This is a genomic window from Planktophila warneckei (SeqCode) (assembly GCF_965234675.1).
Lineage (GTDB): Bacteria > Actinomycetota > Actinomycetes > Nanopelagicales > Nanopelagicaceae > Planktophila > Planktophila warneckei.
This window is the reverse complement of record NZ_OZ248350.1, coordinates 313,879-334,397: the sequence shown is the minus strand read 5'-3', so window position 1 is coordinate 334,397 and position 20,519 is coordinate 313,879. Positions and strand designations below refer to the sequence as shown.

The 20,519-nt window shown below is 45.7% G+C and carries 21 protein-coding genes; 4 read left to right on the top strand and 17 right to left on the bottom strand.

The genetic code is table 11. The features are described 5' to 3' along the window. Nucleotides 1-31: 31 nt before the first annotated feature. From AC8GFU_RS01830 to fdxA, 12 genes are all read right to left on the bottom strand, one after another. Complete coding sequence (locus AC8GFU_RS01830) at nt 32-676, bottom strand: ComF family protein (protein WP_506626803.1); 645 nt, start codon at nt 674-676, stop codon at nt 32-34. Nucleotides 677-734: 58 nt separating this feature from the next. Then, nucleotides 735-2,285: an MtrAB system histidine kinase MtrB gene (mtrB, locus tag AC8GFU_RS01825; protein WP_506626802.1), complete on the bottom strand. Its 1,551-nt coding sequence runs from the start codon at nt 2,283-2,285 to the stop codon at nt 735-737. A gap of 2 nt (nt 2,286-2,287) precedes the next feature. Then, nucleotides 2,288-2,974, bottom strand: coding sequence for an MtrAB system response regulator MtrA (gene mtrA, locus AC8GFU_RS01820; protein WP_506626801.1), 687 nt, complete (start codon nt 2,972-2,974; stop codon nt 2,288-2,290). Beyond that, nucleotides 2,974-4,260 carry an adenosylhomocysteinase gene (gene ahcY, locus AC8GFU_RS01815; RefSeq protein ID WP_506626800.1) on the bottom strand — a complete coding sequence of 429 codons (1,287 nt, stop codon included), beginning with the start codon at nt 4,258-4,260 and terminating at the stop codon, nt 2,974-2,976. The genes mtrA and ahcY overlap by 1 nt, the downstream gene beginning before the upstream one ends. A gap of 127 nt (nt 4,261-4,387) precedes the next feature. Next, nucleotides 4,388-5,743, bottom strand: coding sequence for a phosphomannomutase/phosphoglucomutase (locus tag AC8GFU_RS01810; protein ID WP_506626799.1), 1,356 nt, complete (start codon nt 5,741-5,743; stop codon nt 4,388-4,390). Nucleotides 5,744-5,753: 10 nt separating this feature from the next. Then, complete coding sequence (locus AC8GFU_RS01805) at nt 5,754-6,119, bottom strand: DUF3499 domain-containing protein (RefSeq protein ID WP_506626798.1); 366 nt, start codon at nt 6,117-6,119, stop codon at nt 5,754-5,756. A 42-nt stretch (nt 6,120-6,161) separates the two neighbouring features. Then, a complete protein-coding gene (locus tag AC8GFU_RS01800) occupies nt 6,162-7,475 on the bottom strand; it encodes a DUF5719 family protein (protein WP_506626797.1) in 1,314 nt (437 codons plus the stop codon). Beyond that, nucleotides 7,472-10,516, bottom strand: coding sequence for a glycosyltransferase (locus tag AC8GFU_RS01795; protein WP_506626796.1), 3,045 nt, complete (start codon nt 10,514-10,516; stop codon nt 7,472-7,474). The genes AC8GFU_RS01800 and AC8GFU_RS01795 overlap by 4 nt, the downstream gene beginning before the upstream one ends. 40 nt (nt 10,517-10,556) lie before the next feature. Beyond that, the gene (locus AC8GFU_RS01790; protein WP_506627163.1) at nt 10,557-10,778 is read right to left on the bottom strand and encodes a WhiB family transcriptional regulator; all 222 of its coding nucleotides are present in this window, start codon (nt 10,776-10,778) and stop codon (nt 10,557-10,559) included. A gap of 210 nt (nt 10,779-10,988) precedes the next feature. Then, the gene (locus AC8GFU_RS01785) at nt 10,989-11,951 is read right to left on the bottom strand and encodes a nucleotidyltransferase family protein (protein WP_506626795.1); all 963 of its coding nucleotides are present in this window, start codon (nt 11,949-11,951) and stop codon (nt 10,989-10,991) included. A 2-nt stretch (nt 11,952-11,953) separates the two neighbouring features. Then, entirely contained in the window at nt 11,954-13,018 is a 1,065-nt protein-coding gene (gene dapC, locus AC8GFU_RS01780; RefSeq protein ID WP_506626794.1) for a succinyldiaminopimelate transaminase, read from the bottom strand. Nucleotides 13,019-13,020: 2 nt separating this feature from the next. After that, on the bottom strand, nt 13,021-13,341 hold the full coding sequence (gene fdxA / locus AC8GFU_RS01775) for a ferredoxin (protein ID WP_506626793.1): 321 nt from the start codon (nt 13,339-13,341) through the stop codon (nt 13,021-13,023). 99 nt (nt 13,342-13,440) lie between these two features. On the opposite strand from fdxA, the gene AC8GFU_RS01770 reads away from it, so the two are divergent. Next, nucleotides 13,441-13,641: a hypothetical protein gene (locus AC8GFU_RS01770; RefSeq protein ID WP_506626792.1), complete on the top strand. Its 201-nt coding sequence runs from the start codon at nt 13,441-13,443 to the stop codon at nt 13,639-13,641. Beyond that, on the top strand, nt 13,638-14,984 hold the full coding sequence (cysS, locus tag AC8GFU_RS01765; protein ID WP_506626791.1) for a cysteine--tRNA ligase: 1,347 nt from the start codon (nt 13,638-13,640) through the stop codon (nt 14,982-14,984). The genes AC8GFU_RS01770 and cysS overlap by 4 nt, the downstream gene beginning before the upstream one ends. Here the strand turns inward: cysS and AC8GFU_RS01760 are convergent. Both AC8GFU_RS01760 and mshB read right to left on the bottom strand, forming a co-directional pair. After that, nucleotides 14,981-15,292 carry a hypothetical protein gene (locus AC8GFU_RS01760; RefSeq protein ID WP_506626790.1) on the bottom strand — a complete coding sequence of 104 codons (312 nt, stop codon included), beginning with the start codon at nt 15,290-15,292 and terminating at the stop codon, nt 14,981-14,983. The two genes, cysS and AC8GFU_RS01760, sit on opposite strands and share 4 nt — an antisense overlap. Beyond that, nucleotides 15,292-16,158 (bottom strand): N-acetyl-1-D-myo-inositol-2-amino-2-deoxy-alpha-D-glucopyranoside deacetylase, encoded by an 867-nt coding sequence (gene mshB, locus AC8GFU_RS01755; protein WP_506626789.1) that lies wholly within the window; start codon nt 16,156-16,158, stop codon nt 15,292-15,294. The genes AC8GFU_RS01760 and mshB overlap by 1 nt, the downstream gene beginning before the upstream one ends. A 30-nt stretch (nt 16,159-16,188) precedes the next feature. On the opposite strand from mshB, the gene AC8GFU_RS01750 reads away from it, so the two are divergent. Beyond that, on the top strand, nt 16,189-16,800 hold the full coding sequence (locus AC8GFU_RS01750; RefSeq protein ID WP_506626788.1) for a TetR/AcrR family transcriptional regulator: 612 nt from the start codon (nt 16,189-16,191) through the stop codon (nt 16,798-16,800). Nucleotides 16,801-16,821: 21 nt separating this feature from the next. Beyond that, nucleotides 16,822-18,159, top strand: coding sequence for a DEAD/DEAH box helicase (locus AC8GFU_RS01745; RefSeq protein WP_506626787.1), 1,338 nt, complete (start codon nt 16,822-16,824; stop codon nt 18,157-18,159). Here the strand turns inward: AC8GFU_RS01745 and AC8GFU_RS01740 are convergent. From AC8GFU_RS01740 to AC8GFU_RS01730, 3 genes are read right to left on the bottom strand one after another with little or no spacing between them, the layout of a single operon-like run. Continuing rightward, nucleotides 18,156-18,767 carry a MarC family protein gene (locus tag AC8GFU_RS01740; RefSeq protein ID WP_506626786.1) on the bottom strand — a complete coding sequence of 204 codons (612 nt, stop codon included), beginning with the start codon at nt 18,765-18,767 and terminating at the stop codon, nt 18,156-18,158. The two genes, AC8GFU_RS01745 and AC8GFU_RS01740, sit on opposite strands and share 4 nt — an antisense overlap. After that, nucleotides 18,764-19,609, bottom strand: a complete 846-nt coding sequence (locus tag AC8GFU_RS01735; protein WP_506626785.1) for a PHP domain-containing protein — start codon at nt 19,607-19,609, stop codon at nt 18,764-18,766. Before AC8GFU_RS01735 ends, AC8GFU_RS01740 begins: the two co-directional genes overlap by 4 nt. Next, nucleotides 19,602-20,516, bottom strand: coding sequence for a DMT family transporter (locus AC8GFU_RS01730; RefSeq protein WP_506626784.1), 915 nt, complete (start codon nt 20,514-20,516; stop codon nt 19,602-19,604). Before AC8GFU_RS01730 ends, AC8GFU_RS01735 begins: the two co-directional genes overlap by 8 nt. Between the last annotated feature and the right edge of the window lie 3 nt (nt 20,517-20,519).

Genomic DNA, 20,519 nt, shown 5'->3' with positions numbered 1-20,519 from the left:
ATATGGTGGAAAGAGGCCCCTTTTCACCCCCTTATCGTAGAGGTTGCGCCACACAGGCGGTAACCGCAGAAACTGAGCCCACGGCGTGAAAACCCTGCGAATTAAGGGCTCTAGCCGCTTCTCGCACAGTTGCACCCGTCGTTACGACATCATCTATCAAAATCAGCTCTCCTCTAACAATTGCATCCTTTTTCAGCGCGAAAGCGCCTTTCATATTTGAAACTCTCTCAGATCGAGTTAATCCACTTTGATCTGCAACACGTCTGGAAAGTTGCAAGCAATCATTCATTGGAATTCCAGTATTTCGAGAGATCTGATCTGTCAGATCAACTATAAAACTTCTGCCCCGGCGCCTCTGTGAACTTTTACTTGATGGCACTGGGACCAATTGAAAGTAATGCGTATTTAATGTGGCTTTATTCAAAACGTGAGTAATTGCGGCGATCAAGAGTTGATCGGCACCTTGTAATGAATTTTCCTTTGCAGCCATGATGATCTTTGAAGCAGTCGGCGTATACAACAACGCGGAATGAACTTTTAGCGTATCTATATAAGTCTTGTAATAGTGTGGGATCCATTCACGTCTACATTCTGTGCAGATGGAAAGACCCAAACGATTGCAGCCATAACACCGTGTTGGAAATATCAGTTGTGAAAGTTCATCAAGCATCTTCATCCCTACATGATTAAGTAAGAATTAAAGCAACTGAACTTTGGTTAAAAAGTTGTGGAGATTAAGCTTTGTAATCCTCGGGCTGCAATGGGATTAAACGCCGATCAATTGACTCCCAAGTTTTGCGGGGCAATGTCATAACAAAGTGCGCACCACGGCCTGGTCGACCCCACGCTTCAAGTTCACCATTGTGTAAACGTGCATCTTCTAGTGCGATTGAAAGACCTAGTCCCGTACCACCGCGTGTGCGTGCTCGCGAAGGATCTGCTCTCCAGAAGCGATCAAATACTCGAGTTAGAGCATTTTCATCAAGCCCAATTCCATAATCTCTGACTCCAACTGCAACATCATGTTCGCTGGCAACTATCTGAACATCAATCTGAACCTCTTCAGCATGATCAATAGCATTAGCTAAAAGGTTGCGAAGAATGCGCTCAACCCGGCGTATATCAGCTTTAATCATTACCGATGGCTCCTCAGACTTAATGTAAATCTGGGTTTTTCTCTCTTTAGCAACAAGTGCTAAATCCTCAGCGCAGCGATTAACTAATTGGACGATGTCGAAATCAACCGCTTCTAGCACGGCAACTTCTGCGTCAAAGCGAGAAACTTCAAGCAAATCTTCGAGCAATCGTTCAAATCGATCCAACTGCGCAACCAATAGCTCGGCACTGCGTGCAACTGTCGCATCAAAACTATCCTTTGAAGAGTGAATTACTTCAGATGCCATTCGCAACGTTGTTAGTGGAGTGCGAAGTTCATGAGATACATCAGATACAAAGCGTTGCTGAACGCGAGATAAGTTCTCTAAACGCGCGATCTGCTGTTCAAGTGATTCTGCCATTTCATTAAAGGCATGGCCAAGGGTAGAAATTTCATCCTGTGATTCCACCTTCATGCGCTGTCTGAAATCGCCAGCTGTAAATTCAGTAGCAATTCGCGCCGCTTCACGAACAGGCTTTACAACCTGTCGAACTACTAACCATGTAATAAGTGCGATTAACAAAAGCAAAATGATGCCTGTTATAAGTAAGTAGGTGTTAATTAGATCTAATGTTTTTCTCTCATTTGCAAGTGAGAAAACCATGTACATCTCATACTGGCCAGCATTTGGAATCTGCACCTTTTGCCCAATAGCCAATCCTGACACTTTGCCACCAGGTAGATAACGCATATCTGTGTACTGCCACACTAAATCTGAACCTTTTCTTACTCGCTCACTGAGCGATGTAGGAATAGATTTAGGATCCAGCAAGTTTGATGCAATCTCATAATTAATCGGACGTGTGTTTCCTGGGCTTCTGATGAACACAACCTCGCGAGTATTTTCATTTGAGGTCAAGGTTGTAGCAGAAGCAATAACATCATCTACTACTTGCTGAACAACTGAATCCTTTTCGCCTTGTGCCAGCAAGAAGCGGTATTCAGCGGTAAAGATTGTTGAACGCGCTTCAACAACGGCAGAGTTCAGATTTACCTCTTTAATACCGCTAGAAAGTCTTGAATTTAGGGCCGATCCTGTTACCCAAACAACGCCAAGAGACAAAATAACGGTCGAGAGAATGACCTTAAATGCCAGCGAATTTCGGATGGTCCAAAAGATGCGGTTCATAATTAGGAACCGCCCATCACTCCAGCTTTATAACCAACACCGCGAATAGTGATGACGATTTCAGGGTGCTCTGCATCGTGTTCAATTTTTGAACGAAGACGCTGAACGTGAACATTTACTAGGCGGGTATCTGTTGAATGGCGATAACCCCAGACTTCGCTGAGCAAAGCGTCACGAGTAAATACCCGGCCTGGCTCCTTCGCAAGTGCAACTAAGAGATCAAATTCAAGGCGCGTTAATTGAATCTGCTTACCAGCACGCAACACTTGATGTGCTTGAACATCAATTGCGAGATCGCCAATAGTAAGTAAGCCTGATACATCGGCATTTGTACGACGCAAGCGGGTGCGAATACGAGCAATGAGCTCTGAAGGATGGCGAAATGGTTTCACCATGTAATCATCAGCACCTGCTTCTAAACCTTTTACAACATCTTGGGTATCACCCTTAGCTGAAAGCATGACGATTGGAACCATTGATTCTGCGCGAATTAATTTGCACACTTCGATTCCATCAAGTCCTGGCAACATAACATCCAACAGAACTAAATCAGGTGGGTTGTTATGGAAAACATCCATTACCTCATCGCCACGGCTTACTAGATCTACGTCGATGCCGGCACCGGTTAATACGATGCCGAGCATCTCCGCAAGATCCTGGTCGTCATCGACGACCATAACTAATGTCATTAGCTACCGTGCTCCCAAGAGTTCAGGTACATATCCTGTGCAGGAGTTAGCACATCAATGCGTCCACCCATGCTTACTAACTTAAGTGCAGCAACTTCCTTGTCGATGTATGAAGGAACATCGTGTACACCTGGCTTCAAGTTCTTTGCTTCTTTAACAAGGTACTCAGCTGTGAGAGCTTGATCAGAGAATGACATATCCATTACTGATGCTGGGTGACCTTCAGCAGCACCTAGGTTTACCAGGCGGCCTTCAGCTAGAAGCAGCAAACGACGCCCATCTGCAAGGACATATTCATCTGTCTGGTGGCGCATCTTTGAGTTCTTTGTCTTTGCATTCTGTTCAAGCCAGGCAACATCGATTTCGATATCAAAGTGACCTGAGTTAGCCATGATTGCGCCATCCTTCATAACTGCAAAGTGCTCATCGCGAAGTACATCGCGGTTACCTGTAACAGTGATGAAAACATCGCCAAGCTTTGCTGCATCGATCATTGGCATCACGCGGAAGCCTTGCATCATTGCATCAAGTGCCTTAGTTGGATCAATTTCAGTAACGATTACATCTGCGCCCATACCCTTTGCGCGTTCTGCAACACCCTTACCGCAATATCCGAAACCAGCTACAACTAGTACACGACCTGCAAGCAAGAAGTTAGTTGCGCGGAAAACAGCATCAAGTGTTGACTGACCTGTTCCATAACGGTTGTCGAACATGTGCTTTGTATCTGTGTCATTCACAGCAATCATTGGAAACTGAAGTGCGCCATCTTTAGCCATCTGGTTCAGGCGAATAACTCCAGTTGTTGTCTCTTCGCAACCACCAGTGATATTTGGAATTAATTCTTTACGAGTTGTGTGAAGTGTGTTTACTAGATCGCAACCATCATCAAATACTTGGTGTGGTTCGATATCTAGTGCAGCGTTGATGTGCTTGTAGTAGCCATCACGATCAACTGCATTGCGAGCAAATACTGAAATGCCGTACTCGTGTACAAGAGCTGCCGCTGTGTCATCCTGTGTAGACAAAGGATTTGATGCACAAAGAGCGATCTCTGCTCCGCCTGCCTTAAGCACGCGCATCAAGTTAGCTGTTTCAGTTGTTACGTGCATGCACGCTGAGATACGAACACCTGCGAATGGCTGTGACTTTTCAAAGCGCTCACGAATCTGAGCAAGTACAGGCATGTTGCGTTCTGCCCATTCGATGCGCTTGCGACCTTCTGCTGCAAGTGAAGCATCAGCAATGTCATGCTTTGGAAGAGTTGCTGTTACTGGAACGTTCACGAAAATCTCCTTAAGAGGTAATCAAAATAAATGTTTGGATACCTAAGGCGTAGGGCTCTACTGTGCTAGGCGGCTATGGGCAAAGATTACCGTGGGCGGTTGAAAAGGTCGTAATGGAAAACGGGTATTAGCCGCGAATAAGCGAGAGAACCGCATCACGCACAGTCTCCATTTGAGCCTGTGTTGAAGCCTCAACGTTTAGTCGAAGCAGGGGTTCGGTATTAGATGGTCGAAGGTTGAACCACCAGGTGTCACCATTCACAGTTAAGCCATCAAGATGATCAATTTTCACCTCGTCAGAACCATAAGTTTTCTCAACTAACTCAGTTGCAGCTTTTGTGTCAGCTACCTTTGAATTAATTTCACCACTAGCAACGTAACGGTTATATGGTGCCAAAAGTTCAGACATCGTTTTAGAGCTCTCACCCAAAGCTGCGATTGCATGAAGGGCCGCTAACGCCCCTGAGTCTGCACGCCAAAACTCTTTAAAGTAAAAGTGACCAGAATGCTCTCCGCCAAATATCGCACCGCTTTCAGCCATCATCTTCTTAATGTATGAATGGCCAACACGGCTACGTAATCCAACTCCCCCGTTTTCATCAATAACCTCTTGAACAGCACGTGAAGAAATTAAGTTATAAATGATTGAAGAACCAGGATGCTTTATTAGTTCGCGATGCGCGATTAGTGCGGTAAGTGCTGATGGATTAACCGCGACACCTCGTTCATCAACTAAGAAACAACGATCCGCATCTCCATCGAAAGCTAGCCCAAGATCAGCTTTGTGCTCCTTCATCGCATTCTTCAGATCCGTTAGCGTTGATTCATCCAATGGATTTGCTTCGTGATTAGGGAAGGTTCCATCTAATTCAAAGTACATCGGAATAACTTCACAATTTAGTCGAGCAAAGATTGCGGGAGCGGTGTGCCCAGCCATTCCGTTTCCGGCATCTACAACAACCTTTAACGGGCGAATATTCTTAATATCTACCAGCGTTAAAAGGTGGTCGACGTATTCATCCAACATATTTCGCTCTTTTTCGACGCCAACATTTCGAAGTGCAATTGGCGAACCTTCACGCACGAAGTTTTCAATTGTAAGTAAGCCCGACTCTTTTCCGATCGGACGTGCATTGCTAAGACATAACTTGATGCCGTTGTACTCGGCAGGGTTATGGCTAGCGGTAAACATTGCACCTGGCAGCCCCAGCTTTCCTGAGGCGAAATACAACATATCTGTAGATGCTAAACCGATACGAATTACATCCATACCTTGCGAGGTGGCACCAGCTGAAAATGCTTCGGCGAGAATTGGAGAAGAAGGTCGCATATCTTCACCAATAACGATGGTGCCTGGCTCTCGTTCAATTTGTAAGAAACGTGCAAATGCCACACCTGTAGCAAAGGTGAAATCTGCATCAATTTCGACATCAACTAAACCGCGGATGTCATACGCTTTAAAAATATGTGCGAACTCGTGCATCACATACTTCTTACGATGGAACTGCGCGAAGATGTCCGCGTCGACCGATTTGCTGTTGAGCAGTTGCACTTTCAACTGGTACATCAACTTCAATTTCGCGTGATGCAACTTCACGAACCGCATCTGCAATTGCCATCAAATCATCATCTGTTGGACCCTGATGCAATCCATCTAGTTCTTGCTTAATAACATTCCAACCATGAGGAACCTTTAATCGTTCTCCGTGCACGGCACAAAGATCATATGCATGTGGTTCAGAAAATGTAGCAAGGGGCCCGACCACTGCAGTTGATTCAGAATAAACATAAGTCAGGGTCATAGTTGCCGCTGAACGACATCCTGCGCGTGAACAACCGCGACCACCCTGAGTTCTCATATAAGAAACATTAGTGGGCTTTGGAAGTAAAACTTGGGATTGTCAGGGATTTAAGACGCGAATATTTGAATCTGGAAGTTCAATCTTTGTTAATTGGCTGCCAGGTGCAATTGGGAAGAAGCCATAGCCATTTACAGAAGAAACCAGTGCGCCGGCATAGGTCGCTTTGCCCGTGCGTGTAATTGTGAAAGATCGAGCCGCAGCTGGCGCTCTCCACAAGGCGATATCGCTTCCCTTGACCTGCTCACGAACTGTTTTTCCATTAATCAAAGTGACATCGAGCGCCACATTGATCTCGGATCCCGCAAATACGATCAATGGAGTTAACCCTGTAATAGCAATTGTCAGCGGGGTTAATTCAGGGCTTGCTGTGCTCCAGGTGAAATCCTTGCGCCCGCCAATGACAACAGAAGATTGAACAGATGCAATAACAGGTTCGCTAGATGTAATTCGAAGTGCAAATGCCGATGAGGAAATATTAGGAGTGAAATCAATTTCACCAACAATTCCAGCGGCGATCGAACGTGAGTTAAGTCCAACCGGAACGAACACACCATCTGCAGATAAAACTTCAGCGGTCACATTTGCATCGACATCCCCTGGGACTAATAAACGAAGGACATGTGGGGCTGCTGCTGACTTGTTTGGCTTTTTGCTTTTTTGATTTGGAATTGCGGCAATTACAACATTCTTGCTTGCAGTACTTGCAGGGTTAACAAAATCTCCACCAAGTGCGCGCAACCCCTTACCTTGCTCATCAATCATAAAAGCATTGATTCGTCCAGATCGTGGCAAGACATGAACTGCAAGTGTCTTATCACCAGGTGCTAATGAATCAATCGGAATAGTTACATAACTCTTGGAGTACACATTGATTGGTTTCAGCGGCTGCTTACCATTTTCAGTAAATGCCTGAATCTCTACAACCGCATCACTTAATCCACTGTTGATCACTATCAACTTGCCCTTAGTTGTTATATCCGCGCTTCCCCCTGAGAACCACTGCGAGGCTTGCGGACCACTACACAACGCACCACCAGCCCAACTTCCGCTACGGCTTTGCCAGGCAACTGGTGTTGATCCTTCGGAGCTAATGACAAGTGAGTCTTTAAGAACAGGAAGACGTAAAAACTTTACTGGTGCCGTCTTTGTCGTGCGATTTTGCAATCGCTGGAAAGGAGTCTTCTTTGAAGAAAGTGAGATCTGTGAACCAAGTCCTGCAAGCGTTGGAGGACAAACGACCGCTGGATAACTTTCGGAATAACTCTTCTTAGTCACGGCAACGGTAAGCAAGCTTGCAACACTTACTGCAGCTAGCAGCGCGGCAAGGAATTTAAGCGGGCGATTAAAACTCATGCCAACTCCTTTTCCGAGATTTCACGCTTGCGGCGACCCGCGGGCAATGCCATTACGAGGACTACAACAAAGGCGATGAACTGAAGTGAAAGCCAACCACGTCTAACAGTTCCATCGTGAAGTAGTGAAATTTCTCCAGCTTCTGTAACAGTAAATGTTGGTAGGCCTTGTTCATTCTTGCCGCGATCTAAACGGTATCCATTTTCTAGAATTTGCCATGAGCGGTTGAAGGTTTCTGTTAGCACTAACTGCCCAGGTCCTGGAACAAATGTTCGCGCACCAAAATCTCCAGCTTGCAAAACAGTTCTCACGCCATCTTTATTAATAAAGAGCAGGCGGCCAGTTGGCTCGCTCACTCGCCAAACAACACCTAATGAAGTTGCAGAAGTTCGGGTAAAACCACCAAGGCCATCAATAGATCTAACGATCTCTTTCTTAAAAGGATTCTTAACGTAAACATATTTGATTCCGTAATCGCCCAGTACCTTGCTACTAGAAATACCAGAACCATCAATTAGTGCACGAGCTGCAGTTGCAATAACTTGATTTTGTTGTGGCGCAACATCTGGCTCTCCAAGTGAGATGTCATCTCCACGAGAGATGTAGTACTGAATTTTCTTGTCATCAGCGCTACCCACTTCGCGAAGTACCAAAATCTTGGTATCTGCCTCAACGCTTAAAAAAGCTGGCATCACCGTTGAACGATTTGCTTGAACAAGTGAGTTCGCGCCCGCTGTTAAGGAGTGGCCAACCGTCATGACTGCATACCCAACAGTTGCGAACAAAAGCAACGCCGATAAATAGTGGCGATAGTGAATATGGCTCAGAACAAGAGTTTCTCTTAAGCGATCCAGCATCACAGTTCCGGCCGCAATTGCTGCCAAGGTAACTACAGAAAGAACTGGGCCTGCCCATACCTTTGTACTACTCTCATTTCCATGTGAAGAGATGGAAAGTGATCCAAAGAGAACCGCGAGAATTAAAAATCCAATTCCGTACTCAGCGATTTGTCGTGCATGGGTGGATGAGAACAGCGAGACAGCTAAGACCAAGAGAATTGGGCTAATGAGCCACAACGGAAGTGATCCTGTTCCACCTGGCGAACCTAGTAAAACAGCTAGCGGGCCGCCTCCTGGAATAAGCAATCCTGGTTCAGATAAGAAGCGACTTGGATGAACTAATGCTTCAAGCGAGTACGGAGCATTAACAAAGAAGGGCACAAAAACTAAAGCTGATCTCTTTAATAACTGTTCTTTAAATAACTTTATATTTCCGTTTACCGAGTACTGCTCGAAGTTATCGAGTGCAACCACAAGAGATGCGCACAATGCAATTACAAAGCTCATTAACGTAAATGCATACAGTAAGGACAGAAGAAGCGAGATAGCGAAGATTTTTCTCCAGCTGTGCTTTTCAATCCCCCACCAGTCATGAAGAAGCAGGGCGATAAATGGTGCGAGCATCAAAATTAATAATGTTGCGATATGTCCAGTGCTAATAGCCGCAATTGATACTGGAGAAATCGCATACAAAAAGGCGGCAGGGGTCGAAATCCAATTATTAGCTGTAAGTCGTTTGAGCAAATTAAATCCTGACCACATGATGAGCAATGGTGCGATCAAAAAGAAGAGAGTGATGAGCAGTTGTACTTTTCCAAAAACTAGTAATGAAGCGATGGCGGTAACTGCTACCCATGGTGGAGTCGCAGATGCAGAGCCAAGTCCAACCTGGTGCCATGATTCAAAGTAGGTGCTCCACAAATCTGTCGCTCCCGCAGGTGAAATTGGAAGCGCTCCGCCAACCAGAGCACCAAATCGATTGCGTGAATTGATCAGTGTGATCACTGCTAGTGCGAGAAATCCCAAAACCTCTGGGCGCTTAAAGATTGATAGCCAGTTACTTGTATTTACAGGGGTTAATAAATCTTCATCTTCATTTGAATCTAATATTGATGATGACTGAACTGTGCTTTCAGGAAAGACTTTATTTCGAATAGCTTCGACAATACGTTCTGAACCAAGTCTTAATTGAGACCAACGTGGTGGAATGTATGAAGCAATTACTCGCGCAGAGATAAATCGTTGCTTCTTACGAACCTTTCGAGCTTCAAGGATCTGGCCTGGTCGAATAAATAAAGTTGCAATTGCCAGAATTTCATCAGCTGCATAGCCAGGAAGTTTGGCCAATAAGTAGCCAACAGCGCGGGCAAAGGCTGATCCCAATAGTTGTAGTGCGATCCACGGCAAGATCCACCAGGAAGAGTTTGCGAGCAAAACATATGCCGCGTTGCGTCGATCAAGTAAAAGTGGACGGTGCAAGAAAGCGCCTTCAACATCAATGCTTCGGCGTTCAGTTGCAGCTGCTTGCGCATGGAATGCGATGGCAGAAGTTGCCGCAATTACTGAGTGTCCTGCTGCTCGAGCTCGCCAGCCAAAATCCACATCATCGCGGAACAGCGAAAGATTTTGATCAAGCCCACCGAGCTCTTCAAAAACATCTCGGCGAATAAGTGCTCCGGCGGTACTAACAGCTAAAACATCGTGAATGCCATCGTGTTGGCCTTGGTCATATTCCAGTGGTTCCAAACCGGTCCAACGCGCACCGTTACCGGCAATACTGATTCCAGCTTCAAGTAAATGTGTTCGATCATGCCAACCTAATAACTTAGGTCCAACCATGACAACTTGTGGGCGATCATCTACTGCAAGCAATAATTCTGCGAGCGCATCTGGAGCAGGTGCACAATCATCATGGATCAACCAGATCCATTCATTGTCGATTGATGCAGGTAATTTATCTACCGCAAGCGATACCGCTTGACCAAAACCAGTTTCGCGATCAGTTGTGAAAAATGGAATTCGCGCAGACTTTAATAACTTTGTTGATGAATCTTCCGAACCAGTATCGACCGCAGTAATCGCATCAATTGGTCGCGTTTGTGAATTAAGAGCTGCAACAACTTCGGGTAACCACAGTGCCCCATTGTGGGAAACAAGAACTGCTGTTACGCGATGTTTATCTACCGCGTTATGGGAAGACATAGAAACAACTCACTATCTCAAAAGAGATAAGGAGAATGCCTTACGCAGAGCGACGCTTTAGACGACGGCGTTCGCGCTCTGATAATCCGCCCCAAATTCCGAAGCGCTCATCATGAGCAAGTGCATATTCCAAGCACTCTGAACGAACATCGCAAGAAAGGCATACGCGCTTTGCTTCGCGGGTTGATCCGCCCTTTTCTGGAAAGAATGCTTCTGGATCGGTTTGCGCACATAGTGCGCGCTCCTGCCAGGAGAGCTCCATGTTTTCACCTGAAGCGAGTGTGACTGTTGGACCTGAAGTGGGGATTGGGGAGTTCTGGGCTGCGGGTTGAATCGGCATAACGTCGATGCTCCATTAGCTTTCGTTGTCTCATCCCTCTTGGAAAAGACGTGCTTAGGAGTGAATTACACGCTTGTAACTCGCCGCTGTCAAGCCCTGATCTGGTCATCCACATGACCATTTACGCATGAATTACTGCGGAATCGGCAGAATTTCTCCAATTGTTACAAAAGCTGAGCCTATTACAGCCCCTTTGTCGACATGTGCACCCGCTGCGACAAAGGAGTTGGTGATAATCGCACCTTTTTCTATGACCACATCAGCTTCGATAATCGAGCCTTCAACTCTTACCTCGGGACCGACAACAGAGTTTGGCCCTACGCAACTTCCACCAGAAATAGTGGCGGTTGGATCGATTTGAGCGCCGGGCATCACTAATGATTCACCGCTTTTGTGCACGATATCAATCGAGGCTTTTAGCAATGCACGTGGAGTTCCAATATCTAACCAATACGCATTTTCTACGTAACCATAAACTGCCGCGTTGTTTGCAACTAACTGCGGAAAGGTTTCACGTTCGACTGAAACAACTGTGTCTAGCGGAATTGTTGAAAGTACGCGTGGATTAAATACATAGCAACCGGCATTAATTTGGTTGGTAATTGGATTGTCCATCTTTTCCAAGAATGCTGTGACCCGACCTTGATCATCTGTGGGAACGCAACCAAATGCACGAGCATCTTCAACTTGGGTTAAATGCAAAGTTACATCTGCATCGTGGGCCTCATGTTGTCGAATTTGTTCCGCCAGGTCATGCGAGCTCAATACATCACCGTTCAGAATCACGATTGATTCATTGCTGCTTAAAAGTTGCGCGGCATTTCTAATTGCACCGCCCGTACCTAATGGCTCTTTTTCTACAGCGTATTTAATTTTAATTCCCCACTTGGATCCATCGCCAAAGTACGGAGTAAAAATTTCAGAAAGGTACGAGGTTGCTAAAACAATCTCAGTTATCCCTGCAGCTTTTGCCATTGCAATTTGATGCTCTGTTACTGGTATTCCAGCCACTGTAAGCATTGGTTTTGGGGTGTTTTTCGTAAGTGGCATAAGACGTGTGCCAAAGCCACCAACTAGCAAAATTGCAACAGCCATAGTTATCCCTGAATTCGAGCAGCAGCGTCAGCAATCTGAGCATCTGATGCGGTCATTGCTACGCGAATATGACGGGCACCTAGCTCGCCATAGAAACTTCCTGGAGTTGCGAGTACTCCACGATCTGCCAACCAAGCCACACTTGTCCAGGCATCTTCATTGCGTGTGCACCATAGATACAAACCTGAGTTACTAAATTCAACGGTAAATCCTGCCGCCTCAAGTGCAGGGCGCAATACATCTTTACGAGCGTTATAACGTGCACGTTGTTCGGCAACATGCTTGTCGTCGGACAAGGCAACTGTCATTGCTTTTTGAACTGGCAACGGAACCATCATTCCGCCGTGCTTTCTGATTTCGCGAATCTTTGCAATCAGCGCTGAGTCACCAACCATAAATGCCGCACGGTATCCAGCCATTGATGAACGCTTTGATAATGAGTGCACAGCAAGAATATTTGTGTTGTCTCCCCCGGTTTGAGAAAGTACAGAGTAGGAATGGGCTGTTTGATCAAACTCTAAATAACATTCATCAGAGATAAGAACTGATTTATTAATGCGAGACCAGTTAATGCACTCTTTGATCTCATCAACGCTGTGCACGCGACCTGTTGGATTTGATGGCGAGTTCAACCACGCTAAATCTGCAGCCGGCCAAGCTTTTGCATCAATTCCTACCGGAATTGATTGCGCGCCGGCTAGTAATGCGCCAACGTGATAAGTCGGGTATGCAATTTCAGGAATTAAAACCTTTGTTGATTCTAAAAATGTAGGAAGCCATGCAACAAGTTCTTTCGAGCCAATCAGTGGCAGAACATCAAACTCACCTGTTGCACCTAAACGATCAGTTGCCCACTTTTTAATTGCGGCACGTAGCTCGGGAGTTCCCGCTGTTACTGGGTAACTTGGTGAGTTAGATGCATCGCGAAAAACAGCTTGAATGAAATCTGGAGTTGGGTCAACAGGGGTGCCCTGCGAAAGATCAATAATCCCTTTGGGATGTGATCGAGCCTTGTCTCCATACGGTGCTAATGCATCCCAAGGAAAATCTGGGAGCTGGGCCCGCATAATTACTCGCTCTTTGGTGGAAGTGCTACGACTGATGCGTGATCGGTTCCTGTTGGGCCAACCTTGCTTGCTCCACCAGGAGATCCAATTTCAATGAAGAACTCAGTGTTTGCCTTGCTGAAATCTTTCCACTGACCTGGAACATCATCTTCGTAGTAAATCGCTTCAACTGGGCACACAGGTTCGCATGCGCCGCAATCAACACACTCATCTGGCTGGATGTACAGCATTCGCGCGCCTTCGTAGATGCAGTCAACAGGACATTCTTCGATGCAAGATTTATCTTTCACATCGACGCAAGGTTCAGCGATCACATAGGTCACGAGCGGCCTCCAGAGTGTGTAGCGAGTTAGGTACCGGGGAATTCTAACTCGAACTCAGGTCGCAGCGCGATATTTACCAGCACGGTTTATCGTTCTCATATGCCTACAGAGCTTGAAGCCACCTTTGCGGATTTAATCGGCAAAAGGGTGACTATCCGGCTCCATGATCCTGAAGGTGGGTTTCGAGACATTGTTGGCCATCTTGAGACTCCATTTTCACTACGAAATCGCCATGGAAAGTTGATTGAGTTCTCACATGAATCGATCTTCATTTGGCGCGAGGTTATAGAGCGCACATGAAAATTTATGACACTAAATCTCGTGAATTAAAAGCGGTCGGAGCGACCAGTGGCGTAATGACCATGTACTGCTGCGGTCCAACCGTGTACCGAGATGCGCATGTAGGAAATCTTCGAACATTCTTATTGTCGGATTTGATTGCCCGCGTTGCAATACTTGAAGGCTTGAAGGTGCATGCAGTTCAAAACATTACCGATGTCGGACATATGTCTGAAGATTTTGTTGAGCACGACAAAATGTTGGAGCAATCAAAGGTTGAAAAGGTTGATCCATTTGAAATTGCTCGAAAGTATGAAGAGCGATTCCATGTAGATCTCAAACGTCTAAACATTATTCCAGCAAGTAATTACCCTCGTGCCAGCGAGAGCATTGAGTTAATGCAAGCCATGATTCAGAAACTGATCGATACAGGTTTTGCTTACATTGGTAGCGATAGTTCTGTGTACTTTGAAGCCCAAAAATTTGCAGGGTACGGTGCAATCAGTGGCAACAAACTTGATTCACTCAAGCCAGGTCATCGGTATGAGTATCACAACGATGGCGCAAAAAAGTTTCACGCCGACTGGGCGCTATGGAAAGCTGCCGGAGATCGAACCGAGATGGTGTGGGAATCGCCATGGGGTACAGGATTTCCGGGATGGCACATCGAATGCTCTGCAATGTCCTTAGATTTATTAGCTAACCATGTCGATGTGCATGTTGGTGGAATCGATCTGCGTTTCCCTCATCATGAAAATGAGCGCGCTCAATCCAACGCTGTTATTAGCAAGGAAGCGGTTGATCTGTGGGTGCATGGAGAACATCTGCTTTTTGAAGGTAGAAAGATGTCAAAGAGTTCGGGCAATGTGGTCTTGATCGAAGATGTAATCGCAAAGGGGTTTGATCCACTTGCTTTGCGTTTATGTTTCCTAGAAAACCGTTACCGATCCCAAATGGATTTAACCTGGAGTTCAATTCAAGCTGCTCATGAAACTTTAATTCGTTGGCGCACAAAGATGAGCGAATGGGGCGATACACAGGAAAAATCACCTGATCAAGTAATCGCGGATTCGTTATCAAATGATCTAGATACGCCTCGCGCAATCTTGAGATTACGAGAAATTGAAAAATCCGAACTACCTAATCGCCGCGAGTTGTTCCTGTTTGCTGATCAAGTCCTTGGCTTAGATCTTGCACGCGAGGTAGCACAAAAACTCTTGACCCCTCAGATGGAATCTCTACTTGAGCAACGAGCAACCGCCAGAACGGAAAAGCGTTGGGCAGATAGTGATCAACTTCGAATTCAACTTGAGGCACTTGGTCTAGAGATTAAAGATACAAAAGATGGGCAAAGCTGGTCTTAAAGAGGTGCCAGAATTGCAATCACAATTGCGATAAATCCAAAGTTAATAAGTGAAACTCCTGTTGAATTGCCTTGAATCAAATACTCTTCATTAATTCCTGGAAACCCGGCGCGCAGAACCACAAATCCCCACGCTGCAGAAGCAATAGCTTTGTAAATTCTCTTGCCCCACATACGGCCCGCAGCCCACACGCCAAGACAGCTAGCTGCAATGGAAATAATTAATCCAAATGGTGGATACAAGCTATAAATAAAAACAGAGCTTGCGCCAAGTGCAGCACCAAGAATTAATGAGTATAGGTATCTCATTAAAGTATTACGCCAGAAGTTAAATCAGTTTCGCGACCATAAGAATCAAAGGGCCCGGTCTTGGTGCCTTTAACCAAGGTGTAGTACTCATCGCCCCAGATTTGTAACCCGAGATTATTAGACAAGGCGAAGAAGGGTCCATCTAATGCAATTTGAGTTTCGTGCGCTTTCATCGCTTCCATTTTATTGTCAACGTATGCGAGACCATCGATAAGGGTTGTTACAAACTCGTCATCCTTTGCAAAAGGAATGTCATCAACGCTTTCGGCTCCAAAGAAATCTGAACCGATCTCCTTCATCTTTTCCATGCCTTGTGCGATTACAGATTTAGGCATTGTGTTCCAATAAATCTTTTGTATCTGCCATGTTGAAAGCTCTGATGCGCGCATCGCTACGCGGTGAGCTTGAATGTGATCAGGGTGGCCATATCCACCAAACTCATCGTAGGTAATCAAGATGTGCGGCTTAATCTCCTCAATTACTTCAACAAGAATCTTTGCAGCTGTTTCTAAATCTGCCTGCCAGAAAACATCTGGACGATTATTGGGCTCAGTTCCCATCATTCCGCTATCTCGGAATTTAACTGAAGGCGCTCCAAGAAAACGGTAATCGGCAATTCCTAATGCTTTCATCGCTAGCGCTAATTCAGTTTCGCGATGATTTCCGAGAAGATCTTGATCGCTGCTGGCTAAATGGGCCAGTCCAGGAACCAACACTTCGCCCTCTTCACCACGTGTACAGGTAATGAGAGTTACTTTAGCGCCTTTATCTGCGTATAAAGCCATGGTTGCGCCGTTATTGATGGTCTCATCATCTGGATGTGCGTGCACAAGCAGGATTCGAATTCCTTCATAAGGGCGGTTCATGATGAGTAATTCTGCCGTACGATTACGCCAATGAGTAACGTAGACACAACAAACAAGGCGCGCTTGCCTCGCGATGAGCGCCGTGCATTGTTGTTATCTGCAGCACTTGAAGTCTTCACCGCTGCTGGATATCACTCAGCTGCCATGGATGAAATTGCAGATCGCGCAAATGTTTCAAAGCCAGTTTTGTATCAGCACTTCCCATCAAAACTAGAGCTTTACCTTGCTGTTCTAGATCTTCACATCGATTCACTAGTTTTTGAGATTCAAAAGGCGATTGCTTCAACTCCAGACAATAAAGATCGTGTGCATGCAACTGTTGATGCCTACTTTGCTTTCATTGAAAAAGAGGGTGAAGCATTCCGCTTATTATTTGAAAGCGATATGAGCGTCGAACCACAGGTTCGTGAACGTCTTAATCGAATGACTTATGATTGTGCAGCTGCAGCTAGTGCAGTTATCGCAATTGATACTGGCCTACCAAAAGAGGCATCAATGCTTTTGGGTGTTGGAATGATTGGTTATGCGCAAGTAACTGCTCGTCACTGGCTCGAACGAGATAGCAAGTTGAGTCGACAGGATGCTGTGGCGTTAGTTCACAACCTCATGTGGCGAGGCATTTCAGGTTTTCCACGCAATTAATATCGTTAGGATTAAATAAACATGTCACCAACATTTGCAGAGTTGCCCCTGCGCAGCCAAACTATTGAGGCTTTACACGCACACGGATTTTTAGCTCCTTTTGCAATTCAAGAGATGGTTTTACCAATTGCATTGGCAGATGGCGATGTCATCGGGCAAGCAAAGACGGGTACCGGAAAAACTCTTGCATTTGGTATTCCTGTAATCGAGCGCGTCATTGCTCCTAATGATGTTGAGTGGGCAGATTTTGCTAACAAGGGCTTGCCACAAGTTTTGATCGTTGTTCCAACACGTGAGCTATGTACGCAGGTAACACGAGACATTGAAGAGCTTGCATCTAACCGCGGAATTCGCACAGTTGCTGTATATGGCGGACGCGCATTTGAGCCACAGATTGAAGCTCTTCAGGCAGGTGTAGAAATTGTTGTTGGAACTCCAGGACGACTACTAGATCTTTCGCGCCAAGGTCAGCTAAAGCTGAAAGAGGTTTCACGCCTAGTATTAGATGAAGCAGATGAAATGTTGGATCTTGGTTTCTTGCCAGATGTTGAAAAGATCCTCTCCAGCACTCCAAATCGTGCTCAGACAATGCTTTTCTCGGCGACTATGCCCGGAGACATCATCGCGCTTGCTCGTCGATTTATGAATCAACCAATTCATATCCGCACGCAAGACAGCGAAGATGAAGGATCTGTAGTTACACGAATTAAGCAGCATGTGTTGCGTGCGCACGCATTAGATAAAATCGAAATGCTCGCGCGTATTTTGCAAGCAGATGGTCGTGGACCAACAATGGTTTTCTGTCGCACAAAGCGCACAGCACAAAAGACCGCTGAAGATTTAATTGAGCGAGGATTCAAGGCTGCACCAATTCATGGTGATCTTGGCCAGGGTGCACGCGAAAAAGCATTAAGTGATTTCAAGGCAGGTAAATCAGATGTGCTTGTTGCAACTGATGTTGCTGCGCGCGGAATTGATATCGATGGAATCACTCACGTGATCAACTATCAGTGTCCTGAAGATGAAAAGACTTATGTTCACCGTGTCGGTCGTACCGCACGTGCAGGTGCTCATGGAATTGCAGTCACATTTGTGGATTGGGATGAGCTTGCTCGTTGGAAGATGATTGATCAAGCACTTGAACTTGGGCTTGGCGAACCTGAAGAGACATACTCATCATCAGAACATCTCTACGAGATTCTCAATATTCCAGCAGGTTCAAATGGGCGAATGGTTAAAGCTAAGCCAGTTGCAAAGGTTGAATCAAAGGATTCACGACCAGCAAAGGCAAAGACTGAAGCGCCAAAGGTACGAACAGAGCGAACACGCACTCGTACTAAAAAGTTTAAAGCCAACTAAGCGGCGGCAAACACCCGAATCGCATCAACCAGCATCTGCACAGCAATTGCTGCAAGAAGTAGACCTGCAATTCGTGCGACCAAGGTAACGCCAGACTCCTTAATCACATTCAAAATCGTGGTTGATGCCATCAAAATTGCAGCAATAGCAATGTGTACAGCAACAACCGCGGCTGCAAGACCAGCCACCATTGTTGGAGTCTGCGCTTGCTGAACGAAGATCATCGTTGCAACGATTGCACCTGGGCCAGCCAAAATCGGAGTACCTAGTGGCACCAAAGCGACGTTGGAATCACCATCATCACCGTGCTTCTTTGCATTACCTGTAAGAAGTTCCAATGCAACCAAAAGTAAAAGCGCTGCACCTGCTGCTTGTAATGCTTCCATCGAAATATTTAAGTAATTCAAGATTGCACGACCAAAAAGTGCAAAAATCGAAATAACTAGCAGTGAAACACCTGCCGCCTGAACCGCAAGGATGCGACGTACGCGTGGTGACTTTTCAGCAACTAAACCAAGAAAAATAGGTGTTGCACCAGGTGGATCCATAATCACAAATAAGGTAACAAATGATTGAACGGCAAAAGTTAATGCTCCGATGTTCTTCATGCTGTAACAACCCTCCGTGCATTAGCTTGTGCTTCTAACTTCTCCCATTGTTCCCTATGAGTATGGTTTTCCGCTAACGAATTAAGTTTTCCGGTGCCGTGATAGTCACTACTTCCTGTCACAACAAGATCGAGTTCACGCGCAATCACCCGTAACATGGCACGCTCATCGGGGTTTTGATCTCGATGATCAACCTCAATTCCATTGAGTCCTGCAGCAACTAATTCAGCAAAATCCTCAGATTGAAGGATTTGTCCTCGATGTGATGCAAAGGGATGCGCGATTACTGCAACTCCCCCAGCTCTGCGAATTAAAGCAATTGCTTCAGCTGGCGTTGGAGCCGCATGTGAAACATAAAACCGAGAATCATTATGTAAAAGATCGATAAAAGCTTCATCTCGTGATTTAACAATCTTCTTTGCAACTAACGCATCTGCAAGGTGAGGGCGACCCATAGTTGCTCCAGCTGGCATCGCTTTTTCAACATCTTCAATTGAAATATCCATGCCCTCTGCACGCATCTTTTCAATCATTTTTCGCATGCGGGGCAGGCGGCCATCACGTGTTTCTTCCAAAACTTGCTGCATTTCTGCGTGCTTAGGATCAAACAACATACCCAGCATATGAACACTGACGCCATCACTAGTTAGACATGAAATTTCAGCACCAAGCGCCAGTTGCAATGAGCCCCGAAGGGTTTGCGTTGCTTCTTCCCAGCCCGAAGTTGTGTCGTGATCTGAAATTCCAAGTACGTGCAAGCCTTGAACTATGGCTTTGTTAACTAGTTCGCGGGGAGAATCAGTTCCATCGCTACAGGTTGTATGAGTGTGAAGGTCAATCACGCGCAGCACCGCGAGTTCTAGTTACAACCAAAACGCAACCAGCAAGAATCAAAATGATTCCAGGAATAATTCCCATTGGTGGAGTTTGACCAAGCCACCACGCTGCCAACACTGCGCTAACTGGAACTTCGAAGAACACAATTAAAGAAACAATTGCAGGTGAAACTCGCTTGAGCGCTGAGTTAAACATGGAGTGGCCAAGTAGCTGAGCGCCAAGGATCAGGCCTAAAAGGATCCACCATTCCTTTGCGCTAAAGGAAAATATCTGGTTACCAGCAATTAATGCCATCGGTAGTGCTGTTATAGAGCAAATGAAATAGCAAATAGTTGTGTACGTTGTTGTCTCTAAAGTTCGTTGAGCCTTAGATCCTGCCATTACATACGCCGCTGCTAAAGCCGCTGAAATAATCGCTGCAAGATCTCCTAAAAATGATCTATATGAGATCTGTAAATCCACACCTGAAACAAGTGCAACTCCAAGAAAACTAACGATCATTCCCAGCCATGCTGTTGATGGGATATGTCCACCAGATAGCTTTACAAATAAGGCTGCAAAGATCGGTTGCAATGCAACTAAAGCGGTACCTGCAGCAACAGATGTCATTCTCATCGCAAGGAAAAATCCTACGAAGTGAAGAGCTAATACAACGCCTGCGATAACAGCCCATTTAACTCCGGCCCTATCGCGTGAATGTCGGATAGCAAATGGAAGGGTCATCAATGATCCGCCAAGATTTCTCCAAAAGATCAATGTCAGAACCGGCATTGTGCTCAGTGCAATTAATGGACCTGATGTACCAATTCCGATAATTCCAATTCCTAGTCGAATCAGATCGGGGCGTGCAGGCATGGCTGTGTGATGATCAATATTCACTGATTCGTCATTTAATGATTCGCCTGCGCTCATAAG